Origin of the sequence: Flavobacterium fluvii (assembly GCF_900129545.1) — a bacterium.
GTDB lineage: Bacteria > Bacteroidota > Bacteroidia > Flavobacteriales > Flavobacteriaceae > Flavobacterium > Flavobacterium fluvii.
Genome location: NZ_FQWB01000001.1, coordinates 1,082,405 through 1,101,017 on the forward strand (window position 1 = coordinate 1,082,405; position 18,613 = coordinate 1,101,017).

Here is an 18,613-nt window from a genome sequence, read left to right on the forward strand (position 1 = left end):
TCTTAGTTTTTTAATTCTAAAATAAGAGCTGACTTTCCTTCTATTTCAATTTCATCTTTTAAATCAAATGATTTATCCGTCAAAACCTCTTTTCCGGATTTGAAATTTTGAATATTTTCTTTGAATCGACTGGTTTTAATGGTTTGTTTTCCAGGATTATTGTTGATGACAACCATTACGGTTTGCAATTCGTTATCGCTCGGGTCGTTGTGTCTAAAATAGACATAGACATTGTTTTCCGGAATATAATGCGTTGTTTTTCCGGAATGGATTACTGCTGCCGATTTTCTCCAAGTGAATAATTTGGAACTGAAATCGAAGAATTTTTGTTGTTCGGCGGTTCTTCCTTGTTTGGTAAAAGCATTGTTGGAATCGCCATCCCAACCACCAGGAAAATCTTTTCTAATATCGGCGTCGCCTTTTCCTTTGTCGCCATTCATTCCAATTTCGGAGCCATAATACAGTTGCGGAATTCCACGAACGGTTGCTATCAACGTCATTGCCATTTGGTGTTTTTTGAAATCGTTTTTATAAATTTCGTTAAAACGACCCGTATCGTGATTTTCGGCAAATACTAATAAGTTATTTGGATTTGGATATAGAAAATCGTTTACAAAATTGTCATAAACCTGAATCATTCCTTTGTCCCAAGAGGCATTATTTTCGTTAAAAACATTTCCGATGGCATCATGTAAAGTAAAATCCATTACACTTGGCAAATTAGAATTAAAACTTTCAATAGCACCAATTTTACTGTCTTTTTGCCAATACGACATTTGGGCTTGGTCGTGCATCCAAACTTCGCCAACAATATTAAAATTGGGATATTCGTCGGTTATTGCTTTCGTCCATTTAGAAATTCCAACTTTGTCATTATAGGAATATGTATCCACGCGGAAACCATCCAAATCGGCATATTCAATCCACCAAACGGCATTTTGTGTCAAATAATTCAGAACCAATGGATTCGATTGATTCAAGTCGGGCATCGAAGGCACAAACCAACCGTCCATACAATTTTTTGTGTCAATTTTGGAAGCATTTTTGTCAAATTGAGTCGTCATTCTGTAATTGGATTGCGAATAACCCGGAAATTGATGAATCCAATCATAAGTTGGCAAATCGTTGTACATCCAGTGTTTCCAACCCCAATGGTTGGTAACATAATCCATGATGTTTTTCATCCCGCGTTTGTGCAATTCGGACGACAGTTGAAGGTATTCTTCATTCGTTCCGTAACGAGGGTCAATTTTATACACATCCGATTGGCCGTAACCGTGATAGGAATGGTTTTCATCGTTGTCTTCACAAAGGGGAGTTGGCCAAAGCGCTGTTGCACCCAATTCTTTGATGTAATCCAGGTTTTTGATAATCCCTGCAATGTCACCGCCATGTCTTCCGCCGGGAATGGAACGATTTGCCTTTTCGTTGGTGTCTTTTGAACTGTCGTTTTTTGGATTTCCGTTGGCAAAACGATCGGGTATGATGAGATAAATCACGTCCGAAGCATCGAAGCTTTTGCGGAATTTAGAATTTTCTCTTCTGGATTTTAGGGCATAATTTTGAGTAAATGATTTTTTGCCATTTTTAAAAGTAAAGACAAAATCTTGAGCCGCCACATTTTTAGTGTCGATGGTTACAAAAACATAATTTGGATTCTCGGTTTTTTGAATGTTTTTGATAACCAATCCGTTTGAAACCGTTATTTGATTTTGTGCAATATTCTTCCCGTAGAATATGATTTGAACTTCCGAAAGATGCATGTCGCTCCACCAAAAGGGTGGTTCAACACGATCAATTTGGGCATTCGAAGCAAAATTGATGAAGAGTGAAAGGAGTAAAACGTATTTTTTCATTTTCTTGAATTTATAAAAAAGTCAGCATACGGTTGTAAACTGACTTTTGTAATTTATTTGCTTTCAACAATACTAATAGCATAACCACCACCAGCTGCAGAAGTAATGGAAAGTTTTGTTTTATTGGTTACTTTTTGCTTGGTGATTTTATAAGCTTGAGGATTTGTTTTGTAATCGGCATCTTTTGCATCGGCATAAATAGTTGCATCATATTTTTTTCCTTTTTCAAGAAAATCCAAACTTATTGTTGAAGTTCTGGGTTTAACACCATTATTGTTTCCAACAAACCAATTATTTGAGTTCTTGTCTTTTCTGGCAATGGTGAGGTAATATCCTGGCTCGGCTTCAAGATATTTAGATTCTGTCCATGCAACTGGAACATTCTTGATAAATTGAAAAGCATCCAAAAAACGATTGTAATTTTCAGGTAAATCGGCAGCCATTTGAAGCGGACTGTACATCACGACATACAATCCCAATTGGTTGGCCAAAGTGGTATTGACATGCGAGTTGTTGGCAGGATTTAATTTTGAGATGTCCATTTCAAAAATTCCTGGTGTGTAATCCATTGGTCCGCCCATTAATCTTGTAAAAGGCAAAATGGTGGTGTGATTTGGTTTAGAACCGCCAAAAGCTTGAAATTCTGTTCCACGGGCCGCTTCGTTGCCAATCATGTTGGGATAGGTTCTGCAAATCCCGGTTGGACGAACCGATTCGTGGGCATTCAACATTATTTTATATTCCGCAGCTTTTTCAACACAATATTGGTAGTGATTGATGATGGATTGAGAATAATGATGTTCGCCTAACGGTATAATGTTACCAACATATCCTGTTTTCACGGCATCATAACCGTGATTATTCATGAATTGAAATGCCTTGTCTATATGTCTTTCATAATTTCTAGTTGCTCCAGAAGTTTCATGGTGCATAATCATTTTTATTCCTTTAGATTTTGCATAATTTTTAATTTCAACGACATCAAAGTCTGGATAAGGCGTCACAAAATCGAAAACATAATCTTTTTCATGACCAAACCAATCTTCCCAGCCTACATTCCAACCTTCTACTAAAACGCCATCAAATCCGTGTAAAGCGGCAAAATCAATTGACTCTTTTACATGTTTTGTGTTGGCTCCATGTGTTCCGTTTGGTTTTGCTTTGGAATAATCCGTAACCCCTAATTGAATGGATGGAAAATCATTGGTATAGGACCAAGAGCTTTTTCCCGTAATCATTTCCCACCAAACGCCAACATATTTTACAGGCTTAATCCAGGAAGTGTCCTCAATTTTACAAGGGTCGTTCAAGTTTAATGTCATTCTTGAAGCCAAAACGTCGCGGGCATCATAACTGGCAATGATAGTTCTCCAAGGCGAAACGCTAGGTGCCTGGATATGTCCTTTGTTTCCTTGTGCATCAGGTGTTAAATGCGATTGGAAAACAAAAGTTTTATCCTCTAAATCAAGGTTCATGCATGAATAATTAATCAAGGCAGCTTCGTGAATATTGATGTACAATCCGTCATTTGCTTTCATCATCAGTGAGGTTTGAACGCCAGTATCTGAAAATTGCTTTTGTGAAGCATTGGAACTTACTGCACTTTTAAAAAGTTTTCTGATTTCGGATAATTTACTTTCAGTGTAATCGTATTCTTGGGTGTCATAATCGCCAGGAATCCAAAAAGCGGTATGGTCGCCAGTCATGGCAAACTCGGTTCTTTCTTCTTTGATGACAAAATAAATCAAGTCTTTTTGTTCTGGAAATTCATAACGGAATCCTAGACCCTCATCAAATAATCTAAAGCGTATAATGATTTTTCTGTTGGTTTCTTTTTGGTTAATGGTTACCGCAAGTTCATTATAATGATTTCTGATGGCGGTTTCTTCGCCCCAAACCGTTTTCCAAGTTTCGTCAAAAGTTGCCGATTTTGTATCAGATACGGTAAAATGATTCAATAATGAATTTTTATCATCTTTCAGTTCAAATCCTAATTTGCTTGGTTTTATTACCGCTTTGTTTTTATAAGTCAACGCATAGGTTGGCGTTCCATCGTTTAAAAGCGAAAAAGTCATGGTGAAATTTCCGTTGGGAGATTTTAATTCTTGGGCATTACATAATTGAAATACCAATAGAATAAAAAAACTGGGCAATAAATATTTTTTCATTTACAATTTATTTTAGGGTTACTAAAGTTTTTGGTTTTACGGAAACAGGTTCTCCATTGACAAAAACAGTCAGGTTTTTGGTTCCTTCCAGCTCAAAAAGTGTTTCTTCATGATTAACAGAAACCTTGAGAATTTGATTCCTGAAATTGATTTTAAAGGAATAACCAGTCCATTCTTTCGGGATTTTTGGCGAAAAATGAAGCGTATTGTCTTTTACCCGCATTCCGCCAAAACCTTCCACGATACTCATCCAGGTTCCCGCCATCGAGGTGATGTGGCAACCTTCTTCCACTTCCTTGTTGTAATCGTCCAAATCCAGTCTTGAAGTTCTTAGATAGAAAGTGTAGGCCATGTCCATTTTGTCCAACTTGGCCGCTTGAATCGAATGTACGCAAGGAGAAAGGGAACTTTCGTGAACGGTAAAGGCTTCGTAAAACTCGAAATTGCGTTTTAATTCTTCTGTCGAAAAGTGGTCTTCAAAGAAGTAGAATCCTTGCAAAACATCGGCTTGCTTGATGTATGGTGAACGCAGGATTCTGTCCCAAGACCATTTCTGGTTGATGGGTCTTTGGCTTTTGTCCAAGTCTTTTACCAAGACCAATTCCTTGTCCAAGAATCCGTCTTGTTGCAAATAAATTCCCAGTTCTTCAGATTTTGGGAAGTACATGTTGCCAGATACTTTTTTCCAATCTTGCAATTCGGCATCGGATAATTTTACTTTTTCGATGATTCTTTTATGGTCTGATGGGTATTCCAGCAAGACTTTCTGAATTTGGTCATGCGTATAATCGATGCACCATTTGGCAATATAATTGGTGTAAAAATTATTGTTTACGTTGTTTTCATATTCGTTTGGTCCGGTAACTCCAAGAATAACGAATTGGTTTTTGTCTTTCGAAAAATTGGCTCTTTGATGCCAAAAACGGGCAATTCCAATCAAAACTTCCAATCCTTTTTCGGGAATGTAACTGTAATCTCCGGTAAAACGGTGGTAGTTGAAAATAGCAAAAGCAATCGCGCCATTTCTATGAATTTCCTCATGGGTAATTTCCCATTCGTTGTGGCATTCTTCACCGTTCATGGTCACCATTGGATACAAAGCCGCACCATTTTTGAAACCCAAATTGATTTCTGCATTTTCAATGGCTTTGTCCAATTGATTGTAGCGATACGTCAACAAATTTCTAGCCACTTGCTGGTCTTTGGTCGCCATGTAAAACGGGATGCAATAGGCTTCGGTGTCCCAATAGGTGGAACCTCCGTATTTTTCTCCGGTGAAACCTTTTGGACCAATATTCAAACGAGAATCTTTGCCTGAATAGGTTTGGTTCAACTGAAAAATATTGAAACGGATACCTTGTTGCGCTTTTACGTCGCCGTCAATGGTAATGTCCGACATTTCCCAAATTTTGGCCCAAGCCTTAATTTGTTCTTCCAGTAAATTGTCATAGCCTTTTTCCAAAGCATTTTTTATTGCATTTTCAGCTCCAGAAAGCGTGTTTTCGTGATTCAAGGAAACGGTATAACCGCCTATTTTTTGGATGGAAGATTTTTGCCCTTTTGCAATAATGACATCGTATGAAAATTGAATTTTGTCGGTGCCGGTTTTGATGTTTGAAGGCGAAATGTTGCCATTTTTGCCATTCACCAAAATGGTGTTTTGCATAAAGGTCGTCACCTTAAAATGAGTTTTGAACGTTTGAGCCGTTACAAAAGCTTCATTTCCGGTTCTTTTTACATCGAGTATTTCCCAGAATTTTTCTTCCCAGTTGGTGTCTTCATTGGTTACTCCAGCGTCAACGTAAGGCTTGAAAACTATTTTGGTGTCCTTGTTTATGGCGGTGATTTCGTAGTTGATGACACCCACTTCGTCCAAATTCATGGACAGAAAGCGACGCACGTTTACGGCGATTTCGGTTCCGTTTTTTAATGTGGCTTCAAAAGAACGGTTGTACCAACCTTCTTTCATATTCAGTTCTCGGCGAAAGTTTTTAACTGCCGTACACATATTCAAATCCAGGTTTTCATCATTGATTTCGATGTCGATTCCTATCCAGTTTGGAGCGTTCAAGACTTTGGCGAAATATTTTGGATAACCGTTTTTCCACCAGCCCACTTTGGTTTTATCGGGATAATAAATTCCTGCGATATAACTTCCTTGAAAGGTTTCTCCAGTGTAACTTTCTTCAAAATTGGCTCTTTGTCCCATGGCACCGTTGCCAATGCTGAAAAGACTTTCGGAAGATTTTACACTTTCGGCATCAAATCCTTCTTCTATGATGGACCAATTGTCTGCTTTTATATAATCTTGGTTCATTTTTCTTTTGTTTAAAAGTTTCAAGTTTCAGGTTCTTTAAACTGAATCTTGAAACAAAATTTAATTTATCAAAGCGTCTATAAAGCTTTTATCCATTTGGGTAAAGTCTTTGAATAGATGTTTTGCTTCGTGCAATGTTTCTGCATCCCCAATTCCAATGCTAACCATTCCGCCGATATTGGCTGCCTGTATTCCCGCTACCGAATCTTCGAAAACTATCGAATCTTCTGGTTTGATGTTCAATAATTTGGCGGCAAGCAAGAAAACTTCGGGATCGGGTTTTGCATTCGAAACATCATTTCCGTCCACAATCGCATCAAAAAAGGGTAGTGTTCCCGTTTTTTCGAGAATGGGTCTGGCGTTTTTGCTGGCCGAACCCAATGCGATTAATTGATTTTGTTCTTTCAAATAGTTTAAAATCGGCATCACTCCCGGCAGGATTTCGCTTTCGTCCATATCGACTAAATAGGACAAATAATCTTCGTTTTTCTGAAGGAGCCATTTGTTTTTGTCTTCTTGCGAAGCTTCCACTTTTCCCAATCCTAAAATAATGTCCAAAGAACGCACGCGACTCACGCCTTTCAACAATTCGTTGTGTTCGTGCGTGAATTCAATTCCCAATTGATTGGCGATTTTTAGCCAAGCCAAATAATGGTATTTTGCCGTATCGACGATGACACCGTCAAGGTCGAATATAAATGCTTTTGTATTCATTGAAATGATTGTAATAATTTATTTAACTGTCGGAATGCTTTCCCTGACAAAAAACACTGCCAGACCTGCAATCAACATGGAGACTCCCGCGATTACTATGATTGCCATTGGAAAACCTCCAAACAAGGCAATAATGGTACTGCCTAACAATCCTGCGGCGATTTGTGGAATGGTGATCGTTGCGTTGAACAATCCCATGTAAACACCCATTTTGTCGGCAGGCAAAGATCCTGATAACATGGCGTAAGGCATTGCCAATATGGCCGCCCAAGCCAACCCCACTCCCGAAATGGATAGCAACAAAATGGTTTTGTCGTGGACAAAATACATCGAAGCCAACCCAATTCCTCCCATAAAAAGAGAAAAACTATAGGTTTTTTTTCTGCCGATTGATTTTGCAATTGACGGGATGAGTAATGAGTATAGTGCTGCAACGGCGCTGTAAAAAGCAAACAATACACCAGTCCAATCTCCGGCTTCGTTGAAACCAATTGATTTTGGGTCTAAAGCTTCTGCACCCCAAACTTGATTGGCGATGGCCCTGGTGGTGTAAACCCACATTAGAAATAAAGCAAACCAGGAAAAGAATTGCACGATTCCCAATTGCCAAAAAATCTTCGGAGCATTTGCAATCAATTTGAAGATGCTTGTTTTTTCTGTCACGGTTTCGGCTTCTAAATCGATGTCATTGTATTGTGCGTGTTCTTTTGGAGCATATTCCTTGGTTCTAAAAACAGTCCAAAGAACGGTTGCCAATAAAATTGCACCACCAATGTAGAAAGACCATATTACGGATGCAGCCACTTTTTCGCCGGCAGCAGGAACGTTTGCCACTCCGGCTTTGGCAAGAATCCAAGGCAACAAGGAACCGAAAACAGCTCCAAAATTGATCAAGGCACTTTGCAGCGAATAACCCAAATTTTTCTGTTCGTCGTTTACCATGTCGCCGACAAGGGCTCTAAAAGGTTGCATTGTAACATTAAATGAAGTGTCCATTAAAAGAAGCATCACGGCACCAAAAATTAATGGCGGCAGCAAATAGGTAAAGTATTCGGCATTGGGCATAAAAAACATGGCCAAAGCTGAAACAATTGCACCGAAAAATATAAATGGAATTCTGCGTCCAAGACGGGTCCAGGTTTTGTCGCTGGAAAGACCAATTATGGGTTGGACTATTAAACCCGCCAAAGGGGCTGCCAGCCAAAAATAACCAATGCTGTGAACATCGGCACCCAAGGCTTCCAATATTCTGCTGGTATTCCCATTTTGTAGTGAATACCCAATCTGCACTCCCAGAAATCCAAAACTTAGATTCCAGATTTGCCAAAAACTTAATTCAGGTTTTTTCATTATCGTATATTAAATGAATGTACGATAAGCGCCTTGCTTATCAAAACTTAACTTATTTTCGAAGTAAAGGTAAAAGTTTTGAATGCCGTAAATGTATAAAAGAATTTGGAATTTAGATTTTCAGATTTTTGAATATATTGACTTACACCCTACTACAACGAAATAGTTTGATAAGTTATTGTTTTTAAAGGCTAATTTGTTGATTCTCTTTCGATGAGGTGTGTTTCGATTACTATGGTTTTGTAGATTTCCTCCTCTTCGTCTTCCTCATTTTCGTCCTCTTCCGACTCCAATCTTTCGATAAGAGTTTTGGCGGCCATGTTTCCCATTTCTATCCCGTTTTGAGTCACGGTAGTGATGGATGGTGTTGAATATTTCGAAATAATTCCATCCGTAAAAGCAATTACGGCTATGTCTTCAGGAACTTTTATTCCCATTTTATTGGCTGTTTTAATAATCGTCACGGCAAATAGTTCGTTTACGGCAAAAACGGCGTCGATGGTTTTGTCTTCCAATAATTTTGCAATGGTAATTTCGCAATTGTCCACGTTTTCGATTTTTATGATCAAGTCTTGATCAAATGGCAATCCGTTTTCCAGTAATGCTTTGGTGTAACCGTCGGTTCTTAGTTTGCCAACACTCACGTAATCGACGGTGGTTACAAGGGCGATTTTCTTTCTTCCCTTGTCAATTAAACTCTGGACGGCTTCATAGGCGGCCAATTCATCGTCGATGATTACTTTGTCGCACTGAATATCGTCAGTCACCCTGTCAAACATAACCACGGGCATACCTTGATTGATTACTTCGGTAATATGGTGGAAATCTTTTTTCTGTTGGGTTTCCTTGGAGAGTGACATGATAAATCCATCGATGCTTCCATTGGCCAACATTTCCATATTCAGGACTTCTTTGTCAAAGGAATCATCCGATAAACATATGATGACGCTATATCCGTTTTCGTTGGCTATATGCTCGATTCCGTTGATAACGGTCGAAAAGAAATGATGCACGATTTCCGGAATAATGATTCCGATGGTTTTTGTCTTTCTGTTCTTTAGACTAAGCGCAATATTATTGGGTTTGTAGTGGTAGAATTTGGCAAAAGCCTGCACTTTTAGTCTCGTTTCTTCACCTATTTCCAAACTGTTTCTCAAGGATTTTGAAACTGTTGAGATGGAGACATCGAGTTCTCTTGCAATTTGTTTGAGCGTAACCTTCTTTTTCATATTGGGGATGTAATAAAAATCATTTTCGTAAAAAAGTTTCAAATAAATTTATATTATCGTAATTTTATGTCTAAAAACAGCAATAAAACAGAAAGTTTTCAACACTACCACGTTTTCGTAACCCATTTGGATTTTGCTTTTGTCGAGCGCTTATAAATTTATCTAATTTTGATACTCGAAGTAAAGGTAAATTAAATAAAAAACCTAATTAACTTAAACAAAAAGTATGAAAACAATTTACAAAAAGTTGTTATTTTTAATGTTGCTTCTGCCTTTTTGTGTTCTGGCCCAGAATACATTTAGCGGAAAAGTTCTTGATAAAATATCAGGACAACCTCTTCCGGGAGTAAACGTTAATGTACAAGGAAGCACAACTGGTGCTTCGACAGATTTTGAGGGAAAATTTAAATTATCAAATGTTAAGAAAGGCGATATAATCGTTTTTTCGTTCATTGGATATAAAAACGAAACTCTAGAATTCAACAACCAAACATCAGTAACAGTATCTCTAGAAGAAGATGCAAGTCAATTAAAAGAAGTTGTTGTTCAAGTGGGTTACGGTTCCGTTAAGAAAAAAGACGCTACTGGCGCAGTTGAAATTGTTTCTTCCAAAGACTTCAATAAAGGAGCCATGGTGTCTGTAGATCAGCTTTTGGCCGGAAAAGCGGCTGGAGTTCGTATTACCAATAATGGCGGACAACCAGATGCAGCACCAAATATCAGAATTAGGGGCGGTGCTTCTTTGAGCGCATCAAATGATCCATTGATTATCATTGATGGTGTTCCAATCAGTAATGAAAATCCTGCTGGTGTCAGTAACCCTTTGTCTTTGGTTAATCCAAATGATGTAGAAAGTTTTTCTATCTTGAAAGATGCATCTGCAACGGCTATTTATGGTGTAAGAGCTTCTAATGGAGTGATTATCATTACAACCAAAAAAGGAACATCTGGAGCTCCACAATTCAATTATTCGGCTACTGTGTCTGCAGGTAAAGTTGATGAAAACATCAATGTGATGAATGCTCAAGACTTTGTCAAGTTTATTCAGGAATATCATCCAACAAGAACAAACGGTTTGGGAATTGACGATTCTTCCAATACTTTGGTTGATGATTTGTCAACTCCGCAAATTGAAGGACGAATCATTGGCGACACCAACTGGCAAGACGAAATTTACAGAACGTCTATTTCTACTGACCATAATTTTAGCGCAAGAGCCAATTTGTTTAAAAAAATACCTTTCAGGGCTTCTTTTGGTTACAACAATACTCAAGGTCTTGTTAAAACCAACGATTATGAAAGATACAGTTATTCTCTAAAAATGACTCCAAAATTTTTGGACGACAATTTGAAAGTAGATTTTAATGCAAAAGGTACTTATGTCGACAAAAATTCAATCGATGAAGGAAGCGTTATTTACGGAGCAGTGGCCATGGATCCCACTAAACCCGTTTATGACTCAAACAGTATTTTTGGCGGATATTACCAAGAAACTTTGCTTAATGGAGGAAGAAACCAACTGGAAGGTGCTTCAAATCCATTGGCGTTATTGGAGCAAAGAGCAAGACCGGAAAGAGCACTTCGTTTTTTAGGAAACGTTGAATTTGATTATAAACTTCCATTTCTTACAGATTTAAGAGCAGTTGTCAATTTAGGTTTAGATGCTTCAGAAGCTAAAATTAGAGAACTTTATACAGACAATTCGATTGCTACTTACAGATTTAATCAAGGCACTGATCCTGCAACAAATTATGTGTTCAATCCCGGTGAAAATTACGAAGAAAATCAAACTTCTACCAATCAAACTATGGATGCTTATTTGGCATACAGCAAAAGTTTGACGGGTTTTGTGACCAAAGTAGATGGACAAGCCGGATATACTTATCAAAATTTTAAAACAGATGGTAATAAAGAAATTTACAGATACAATGACACAACGGGATTGAGAGAACTTGTAATTAATCCTAATAATCCAAACAACAGATATTATAGCCCTTTGAATTTGCAAGCTTATTTTGCCAGGGGAAATGTGGATTTGTTGGATAAATATTTGTTTACTGCAACTTTTAGGGCCGATGGATCATCCTTGTTTCAAAAAGACCAAAGATGGGGCTATTTCCCTGCTGTGGGTGCTGCTTGGAAAATCAAGGAAGAATCATTCTTGAAAGAATCCAATTTTGTGCAAAACCTTAAATTACGTTTAGGTTGGGGTAAAACGGGGCAACAAAACATTACGGGTTCTGCAGGATATTTCCCTTCAAGACCATTGTTCCAAGTAGGAAATGTCAATAGTCAATATTTACCGGGAATCAATACTTATTCAGCATTGGCTTTTAACCCAGATATTACATGGGAAAAAACCGCTAATTATAATTTGGGATTGGATTTCGAATTCTTTAACAAAAGCATTGTGACAGGTAGTTTTGATGTCTATAAACGTGATACAAATGATTTATTGGCAGTAGTTCCGGTTGCTCCGGGGCAAGGGCTTTCGAGTACATTTATAGACAATATCGGTTCTATTGAAAGTGAAGGTTTTGAAGTTAATCTTAATGTAAAACTAGTTCAACAAGAGAACTTCGATATGTCCATAGGAGGAAACATTGCATATAACCGCAGTGAAGTTACCGATTTGGAAGGAATTTCAGCAGTTCAGGCTACCGAAAGCGGATTGCCTACAGGAACAGGTCTCTTTTTGGGTTATCATGCGGTAGGTCATCAGCCTTATTCAGCATGGGTATTCCAACAGATTTATGATACTGACGGGCAACCCATTCCAAATGCTTTTAGAGATTTGAATGGAGACAATAAAATCGACAATGAAGACAGGTATTACAAAGCATTACGTCCGAACTGGACTTTTGGTTTCAATACTGCCATAAACTATAAAAATTGGGATTTAACCGCAAACTTTAGGGGTCAAATAGGAGGACAAGTATACAACTCCAGAATCACAACTATAGGTTTTACCGATAGGGCCATTCAAGGAACTTCAAGTGCATTGAATAATGTTCTTAATTTTTATGACGGTACAGCCAATCCATTGTTTAAAGATTTTAATGGAAACAGCACATTCTCGGATTATTTATTGGAAGATGCCACTTTCCTAAGGTTGGACAATATTACGTTAGGTTACAAATTTGGCAAGTTCATCAACAGTTCTTCTTTGAAAGTGTATGGCTCTGTCAATAACGCTTTTATTGTTACAAAATATTCAGGTCAAGATCCTGAAAATTTTAATGCAATTGACAATAATTTTTATCCAAGACCAAGAACATTTACGTTTGGTTTAAGTCTTGATTTCTAATTTCATTATAAAAATATCATGAAAAAATTTAAAATAAGTATAGTAGGAGTGAGTTTATTCCTGCTGTTGTTTAATAGCTGTTCGAATGATTTAGAAACCGAACCTAAAGTGGAGTTGGGGATTGATCAATTATTGCAGAAAGACCCAAATGCAATAAAAGGGTTGGTGTCTAAAATTTATGGTGCGTTTGCTTTATCCAGTTCAGAAGGTCCTGATAAATCTGACCTTGGTGCTGGTGATAATGCTGGTGAATCACCTTTTTTGAGAGGTATTGTCAATCTCCAGGATTTCACTGCCGATGGCATGAAAAACCGTTGGGGAGACAATGGATTGGATCAATTAACGACTACAACTAATTGGGATGAAAACAACAAGTTTTTCAGATATCTCTATAACAGGGTTTATTTCGTGGTTCCGCAGGCCAACAACTTGATTAATATAATGAATGATGTTAGTGTTCCCGATAAAGAACTTTACACTAGTGAATTGCGCTTTTTGCGCTCGTTGGCTTATTATTACATGATTGATTGTTTTGGAAAAGGTGTTATCGTGACGGAACAAGATTTAGGCAGTCCTGTCCCTGTTAAAGAATCATCAAGAGTAGAAATGTTCGAATATGTGGAAAAAGAACTGTTGGACATTGAAGCCAAAATTCCAATGACCAATGAATACGGTAGAGTAAACAAGTCAGGTGTGAGAATGTTGTTGGCAAAATTATACCTAAATGCCGAAGTATACACAGGGACTGCCAGATACAATGATGCCCTTATCTATACGGATAAAATAATTAAAGAAGGAGGTTATACATTGGCACCAAGTTTCAAAAGTTTATTTTCTGCGGACAATGACAAAACAGCTGCCAAAAACGAAATTATTTATGTCTTGATAGCTGATCCAATTGTAAGTCAAAGTTATGGTAACGGAACTTATATTGTGAACGGCAGCATGAGTGATGCAACTATGCAACCAACAGATTTTGGTAATCCTGGAGGTGCTGCAAATGCTTGGCAAGGACACAGGGCAACAAAAGCCTGGTATGGTTTATTTGGAAGTTCAGCCGCTGCTTTGGCTTCGTCTCCAGATGATAGAGGCAAGTTGTTTTGGACAAGTGGCCATAATTACGAAATGACAGATTACAAAGCCTGGGTTGATGGTTTTCCAAGCGTGAAATTTACCAACAAGAATTTCCAAGGCTCTTCTTCTCCAACCGCTTTTGCCAACACTGATTTTCCTTTATACCGATTGGCAGATGTGTATTTAATGTATGCAGAATGTGTGCTTAGAGGAGCAACAGCAGGGAATGCTAGCCAAGCATTGACATATGTAAATGCTGTCAGAAATCGCTCTAAAGCTTCTTCAATAAATGCAACGGATTTAACATTAAATTTCATCTTGGACGAAAGAGCAAGAGAACTTAATCTTGAGGGACACAGGAGAACCGATTTAATTCGATTTGGCAAGTTTACGGGAGGTTCTTATAACTGGCCATGGAAAGGCGGAGTTAAAGACGGAACAGCAATTCCTGACAGCTACAAATTATTCCCAATTCCTTTGACCGCTCTACAAGCAAACCCTAACTTAAAACAAAACCCAGGTTACTAACCTCTAATAAAATAAAACAATGAAAAATATTTTAAAAACAACAATTTTTGCCTTTTTGCTAATCGCATTAGGTTCATGTGAAAATGATATAGAAGCGGTGGCCACTCCTCAATCAGGAGCAAAACTATTGAGCCCGGCATCAGGAACCGAATTGGTTTTGATGCAATCAAGAGAGAATGAAGTCGTAACGACTTTAGTATGGGATTACAGTGATTTTGGAGTTGAAACAGCAGCAACCTACACTGTGGAAATTGCAAAAGCAGGTACTGAATTTGCAGCTCCTATTGCTGCTGGTACAACCACCGACAGGTTTTTGTCTTGGACTCATAAAGAACTTAACGGTTTGTTGTCTGCCAATGGATTTCCTCCTTTTGTGCAATCTTCCGTTGATGTTAGAATTAAAGCAGCATTGGGTACTGCCGCAAATGCAATCGTTCAATATTCTAATGTAATAATTTTGAAAGTGACTCCTTATACTAGCGAATTGCCTCAATTGGCAGTACCAGGAAATCATCAAGGTTGGAATCCTGTAACGGCTCCAAGAATTGCATCATCCGCTTTTGGAAAAACAGATTACGAAGGATATATTTGGTTAGATGGAGAGCATAAATTCGTTGCTCCAGATGCAGCCGGTGTATATGATTGGAACAAAGGACCAGATTATGGAGATGACGGAACATTTACAGGTAAGTTGGTTGAAAAAGACGAGAAAAACCTAACCGTTACAGCCGGATATTATTTTATAAATGCCGATACTAAAGCATTAACATACAAAGAAACCCGTACTGTATGGGGAATCATAGGCGATGCAACTCCTGGAGGATGGGATAATAGCACCCCAATGACTTATAACAGCACCACTAAAGTTTGGACTGTTACAGTTAACCTTACAGATAAACAAATCAAATTTAGAGCCAACAATGCATGGGATATCAACTACGGGGATACTGGAGCTGATGGAAAATTAGAATTTAATTCTCCAGACAACATAAAAGTAGCTGCAGCAGGTAATTATACTGTCACTCTTGATTTGAGTACACCTAGAAGCTACAAATACACTCTTACTAAAAACTAATTTTAGTTTCATTTAAAAAAAGGGCTGTTCAAAAAGACAGCCCTTTTTTTCTTAATACCAGTAATCATGAAAAAAATAACACTTTTATTCCTGTTTTTTTTGTCAATAAAAGCTTTTGCCCAACAGCAAACGGTTACTTACACCGTAAGCCCGGCTTCATTTGAGGAAACAACTGCCATAACTATTACCATCAACGGGAATAGTGTAAACGAGGCCACTTGGGGAGTTGTCGGCAATGCATTGTATATGTGGGCTTGGGCTTTCGACTTGAATGATACGACCCAAAAAGGAACACCGCTAAATGGAACTTGGAATGCTTCCGACGAAGCAAGTCGTTTTACCTACAATTCCATATCTGATACTTACACCAAAACAATAACTCCCACAACGTATTACAACACGACAGGAATTGGGAAAATTGGATTCCTGATAAAAGCAAAAGACGGTACAGGTGACAAAAAATCGCAAGACATCCTTGTTGAGGTAGGGTTGTTGAGCGTAAACTTGACTACTCCATTGCAAAATAGTACCAACATAGTTGCTTCAGGAGGGAGTTTGAACATCGCTGCAAACAACACGAATGGCGTTGCCAGCTATAATTTAAAAGCCAATGGGGTTTCCATCAACACAAATCCAAGCACTTCAAGCTATGCTTATTCTCACACGAATATCACGACGAATCAAAATTACGAGTTGGAAGTCACGCAAGGGCCTACAACAATAATAAAAAAATTCTCGGCAATTGTAAATCCTGGAACTGTGTCTCAAGCAATGCCTGCGGGTTTGGTTGACGGAATCAATTACAATTCGGGCGATGCCACAAAGGCGACTTTGGTGCTGGACGCTCCATTAAAAGATTTTGTATACGTGGCTGGTAGTTTCAATAATTGGCTGCCAACTACAACTTATGCCATGAAAAAAGACAATGTTTCGGGCAAGTTTTGGCTGGAATTGACGGGTTTGGTTTCAGGAACTAATTACACGTATCAATATTGGGTAGTCGACGAAACTCCCATCGCCAATACGCCCTCCGTGGTAAAAACGGCCGATCCTTATTCTACCTTGGTTTTGAACGAGGAAGACACATCGATTCCGGTTGGTAATTATCCCAATCTTCCTGCTTATCCCGCCGGACAAGAACGTGAAGTCACTGTTTTGCTGACCGGGCAAACACCTTATGCTTGGAGCACGTCAACAACCAATTTTGTAAAACCAGAAAAAGACAAACTAGTGGTTTACGAAGTTTTGGTCAGGGATTTTGATGCCAACAGAAGTTATCAAAACCTTATTGACAGAATCGATTATTTCAAAAACTTGAAAATAAATGCCATCGAATTAATGCCCGTAATGGAATTTGACGGCAACGAAAGTTGGGGTTACAACACCTCTTTTCATATGGCTTTGGACAAGGCTTATGGTACAAGTGCCAAACTAAAAGAGTTCGTGGATTTATGTCATCAAAACGGAATTGCGGTAATTCTAGACGTGGCATTGAATCACGCTTTTGGAAGAAACCCGATGGATAGAATGTGGATGGACGATCCCGACGGCGACGGCTGGGGAGGCCCATCTTCCGAGAATCCTTATTTTAATATGTCTGCCAGACATAGTTACAGCGTTGGAAATGATTTTAATCACCAACAACCCAGAACAAAAAATTATGTAAAAAGGGTAATCAAGCAATGGATAGAAGAATACAAAATTGACGGTTTCCGTTGGGATTTGACCAAGGGTTTTACCCAAAACTGCCCTTATACGGGAAGTTCAAGTGTTCAGGACAATTGTACCAATATTTACCAACAAGACAGGGTGGATGTCCTTAAAGAGTATGCCGATTATTCTTGGAGTTTGGATCCGACGCATTATGCTATTTTCGAACATTTGGGAAATGACAACGAAGAACAACAATGGGCCAATTACAGAATCGCCGAAACGCCAAGCAAAGGAGTGATGATGTGGGGCAAAATGACCGATAGATACAATGAATTGTCAATGGGTCAAAGCGGAGATAAAAACATCGAAAGAATGGGCTACGACAGCAGGGGATTTACCGGAAAAAGATTGATGGGATATGCCGAAAGCCACGACGAAGAACGATTGATGTATAAAAACCTGCAATATGGTCAAAGTTCCAATCCTGCCCATGATGTTAAGAATTTGAATGTGGCTTTGTCTAGAATGTCTGCCATTGGAGCGGTGTCGCTTCTGGTTCCTGGTCCAAAAATGATTTGGCATTTTGGTGAATTGGGTTGGGAAAAGTCTATTTGGACTTGTAATAATGGAACAGTAAATACGGATTATGATGGAGGCGTGCCAAGTGGTGATTGTAAATTGGACACAAAACCGCAACCACAATGGACGAACAATTGGCTTGGAGATGTAAATAGAAATAAAATCTATTTTGATTGGGCAAAAATGATTGCCTTAAAAACAACGGAGCCCATCTTTAATGCTACTATCACTGCTAACAGTGGTTTCGATATTCAGTCGGGAACTTACACGCCAAGATTGTTTATTTGGGACAATTCATTGCCTTCCACGCAATTGAAAAACATCGTGGTGCTTACAAATTTAGACGTGACAACCCAAAATGTCGTTCCAGATTTTCCTTATACGGGAACTTGGTACAACTTGATGGATAATGCTCCTGTTCAGGTGACGAGCACAACGGCAACAATTGCCATAGAAGCAGGTGGATTCAGGATTTATGGCAACAAATCCTCTTCATTGGGAACAGACAAGTTTGAAGTGAACGGTGAAATTTATTTATATCCAAATCCAACTTCGGATTATTTTAAGTTAAACACAAATAGTTCTAAAGTTGAAATTTATTCGATCACGGGACAATTGGTAAAAAGCTTTAATGCTAAACAGTCCAAAGAAAATCAGTTTTCTATTAGTGATTTGAATAAAGGAATCTATGTTGTAAAAGCACTCAACGAAAACAGTGAAGTTAAAGTGATGAAGCTGTTAAAGCAATAAAAAAATGCTGTAA

At 38.4% G+C, this 18,613-nt stretch carries 10 protein-coding genes; 4 read left to right on the top strand and 6 right to left on the bottom strand.

Going from position 1 to position 18,613, the window contains the following annotated elements:
- Positions 1 to 2 precede the first annotated feature (2 nt).
- From BUC16_RS04440 to BUC16_RS04465, 6 genes are all read right to left on the bottom strand, one after another.
- Positions 3 to 1,856 carry a glycoside hydrolase family 13 protein gene (locus tag BUC16_RS04440; protein ID WP_073368232.1) on the bottom strand — a complete coding sequence of 618 codons (1,854 nt, stop codon included), beginning with the start codon at positions 1,854 to 1,856 and terminating at the stop codon, positions 3 to 5.
- Between the two features lie 53 nt (positions 1,857 to 1,909).
- Positions 1,910 to 4,024, bottom strand: coding sequence for a glycoside hydrolase family 97 protein (locus BUC16_RS04445; protein ID WP_073368233.1), 2,115 nt, complete (start codon positions 4,022 to 4,024; stop codon positions 1,910 to 1,912).
- 7 nt (positions 4,025 to 4,031) lie between these two features.
- Positions 4,032 to 6,341 carry a maltose phosphorylase MdxK gene (gene mdxK / locus BUC16_RS04450; protein ID WP_073368728.1) on the bottom strand — a complete coding sequence of 770 codons (2,310 nt, stop codon included), beginning with the start codon at positions 6,339 to 6,341 and terminating at the stop codon, positions 4,032 to 4,034.
- 60 nt (positions 6,342 to 6,401) lie between these two features.
- On the bottom strand, positions 6,402 to 7,055 hold the full coding sequence (gene pgmB / locus BUC16_RS04455) for a beta-phosphoglucomutase (protein ID WP_073368235.1): 654 nt from the start codon (positions 7,053 to 7,055) through the stop codon (positions 6,402 to 6,404).
- 18 nt (positions 7,056 to 7,073) lie between these two features.
- Positions 7,074 to 8,405, bottom strand: a complete 1,332-nt coding sequence (locus tag BUC16_RS04460; protein WP_170860848.1) for an MFS transporter — start codon at positions 8,403 to 8,405, stop codon at positions 7,074 to 7,076.
- A gap of 191 nt (positions 8,406 to 8,596) precedes the next feature.
- Positions 8,597 to 9,634 (bottom strand): LacI family DNA-binding transcriptional regulator, encoded by a 1,038-nt coding sequence (locus BUC16_RS04465; RefSeq protein WP_073368730.1) that lies wholly within the window; start codon positions 9,632 to 9,634, stop codon positions 8,597 to 8,599.
- 226 nt (positions 9,635 to 9,860) lie between these two features.
- Between BUC16_RS04465 and BUC16_RS04470 the strand changes: the two genes are divergently transcribed.
- The 4 genes from BUC16_RS04470 (at position 9,861) to BUC16_RS04485 (ending at position 18,600) form a co-directional block, all read left to right on the top strand.
- Positions 9,861 to 12,941 (top strand): SusC/RagA family TonB-linked outer membrane protein, encoded by a 3,081-nt coding sequence (locus BUC16_RS04470; protein ID WP_073368238.1) that lies wholly within the window; start codon positions 9,861 to 9,863, stop codon positions 12,939 to 12,941.
- An 18-nt stretch (positions 12,942 to 12,959) separates the two neighbouring features.
- Positions 12,960 to 14,543, top strand: a complete 1,584-nt coding sequence (locus BUC16_RS04475) for a RagB/SusD family nutrient uptake outer membrane protein (protein ID WP_073368240.1) — start codon at positions 12,960 to 12,962, stop codon at positions 14,541 to 14,543.
- 19 nt (positions 14,544 to 14,562) lie between these two features.
- Positions 14,563 to 15,618 (top strand): SusE domain-containing protein, encoded by a 1,056-nt coding sequence (locus tag BUC16_RS04480; protein ID WP_073368242.1) that lies wholly within the window; start codon positions 14,563 to 14,565, stop codon positions 15,616 to 15,618.
- Between the two features lie 66 nt (positions 15,619 to 15,684).
- Positions 15,685 to 18,600 carry an alpha-amylase family glycosyl hydrolase gene (locus BUC16_RS04485; protein ID WP_073368243.1) on the top strand — a complete coding sequence of 972 codons (2,916 nt, stop codon included), beginning with the start codon at positions 15,685 to 15,687 and terminating at the stop codon, positions 18,598 to 18,600.
- Positions 18,601 to 18,613 lie beyond the last annotated feature (13 nt).

What these genes read in the sequence shown, in the direction of transcription:
- BUC16_RS04440 (WP_073368232.1), bottom strand. Translation starts at nt 1,856, where the DNA reads ATGAAAAAATACGTTTTACTCCTTTCACTCTTCATCAATTTTGCTTCG.
- BUC16_RS04445 (WP_073368233.1), bottom strand. Translation starts at nt 4,024, where the DNA reads ATGAAAAAATATTTATTGCCCAGTTTTTTTATTCTATTGGTATTTCAA.
- mdxK (WP_073368728.1), bottom strand. Translation starts at nt 6,341, where the DNA reads ATGAACCAAGATTATATAAAAGCAGACAATTGGTCCATCATAGAAGAA.
- pgmB (WP_073368235.1), bottom strand. Translation starts at nt 7,055, where the DNA reads ATGAATACAAAAGCATTTATATTCGACCTTGACGGTGTCATCGTCGAT.
- BUC16_RS04460 (WP_170860848.1), bottom strand. Translation starts at nt 8,405, where the DNA reads ATGAAAAAACCTGAATTAAGTTTTTGGCAAATCTGGAATCTAAGTTTT.
- BUC16_RS04465 (WP_073368730.1), bottom strand. Translation starts at nt 9,634, where the DNA reads ATGAAAAAGAAGGTTACGCTCAAACAAATTGCAAGAGAACTCGATGTC.
- BUC16_RS04470 (WP_073368238.1), top strand. Translation starts at nt 9,861, where the DNA reads ATGAAAACAATTTACAAAAAGTTGTTATTTTTAATGTTGCTTCTGCCT.
- BUC16_RS04475 (WP_073368240.1), top strand. Translation starts at nt 12,960, where the DNA reads ATGAAAAAATTTAAAATAAGTATAGTAGGAGTGAGTTTATTCCTGCTG.
- BUC16_RS04480 (WP_073368242.1), top strand. Translation starts at nt 14,563, where the DNA reads ATGAAAAATATTTTAAAAACAACAATTTTTGCCTTTTTGCTAATCGCA.
- BUC16_RS04485 (WP_073368243.1), top strand. Translation starts at nt 15,685, where the DNA reads ATGAAAAAAATAACACTTTTATTCCTGTTTTTTTTGTCAATAAAAGCT.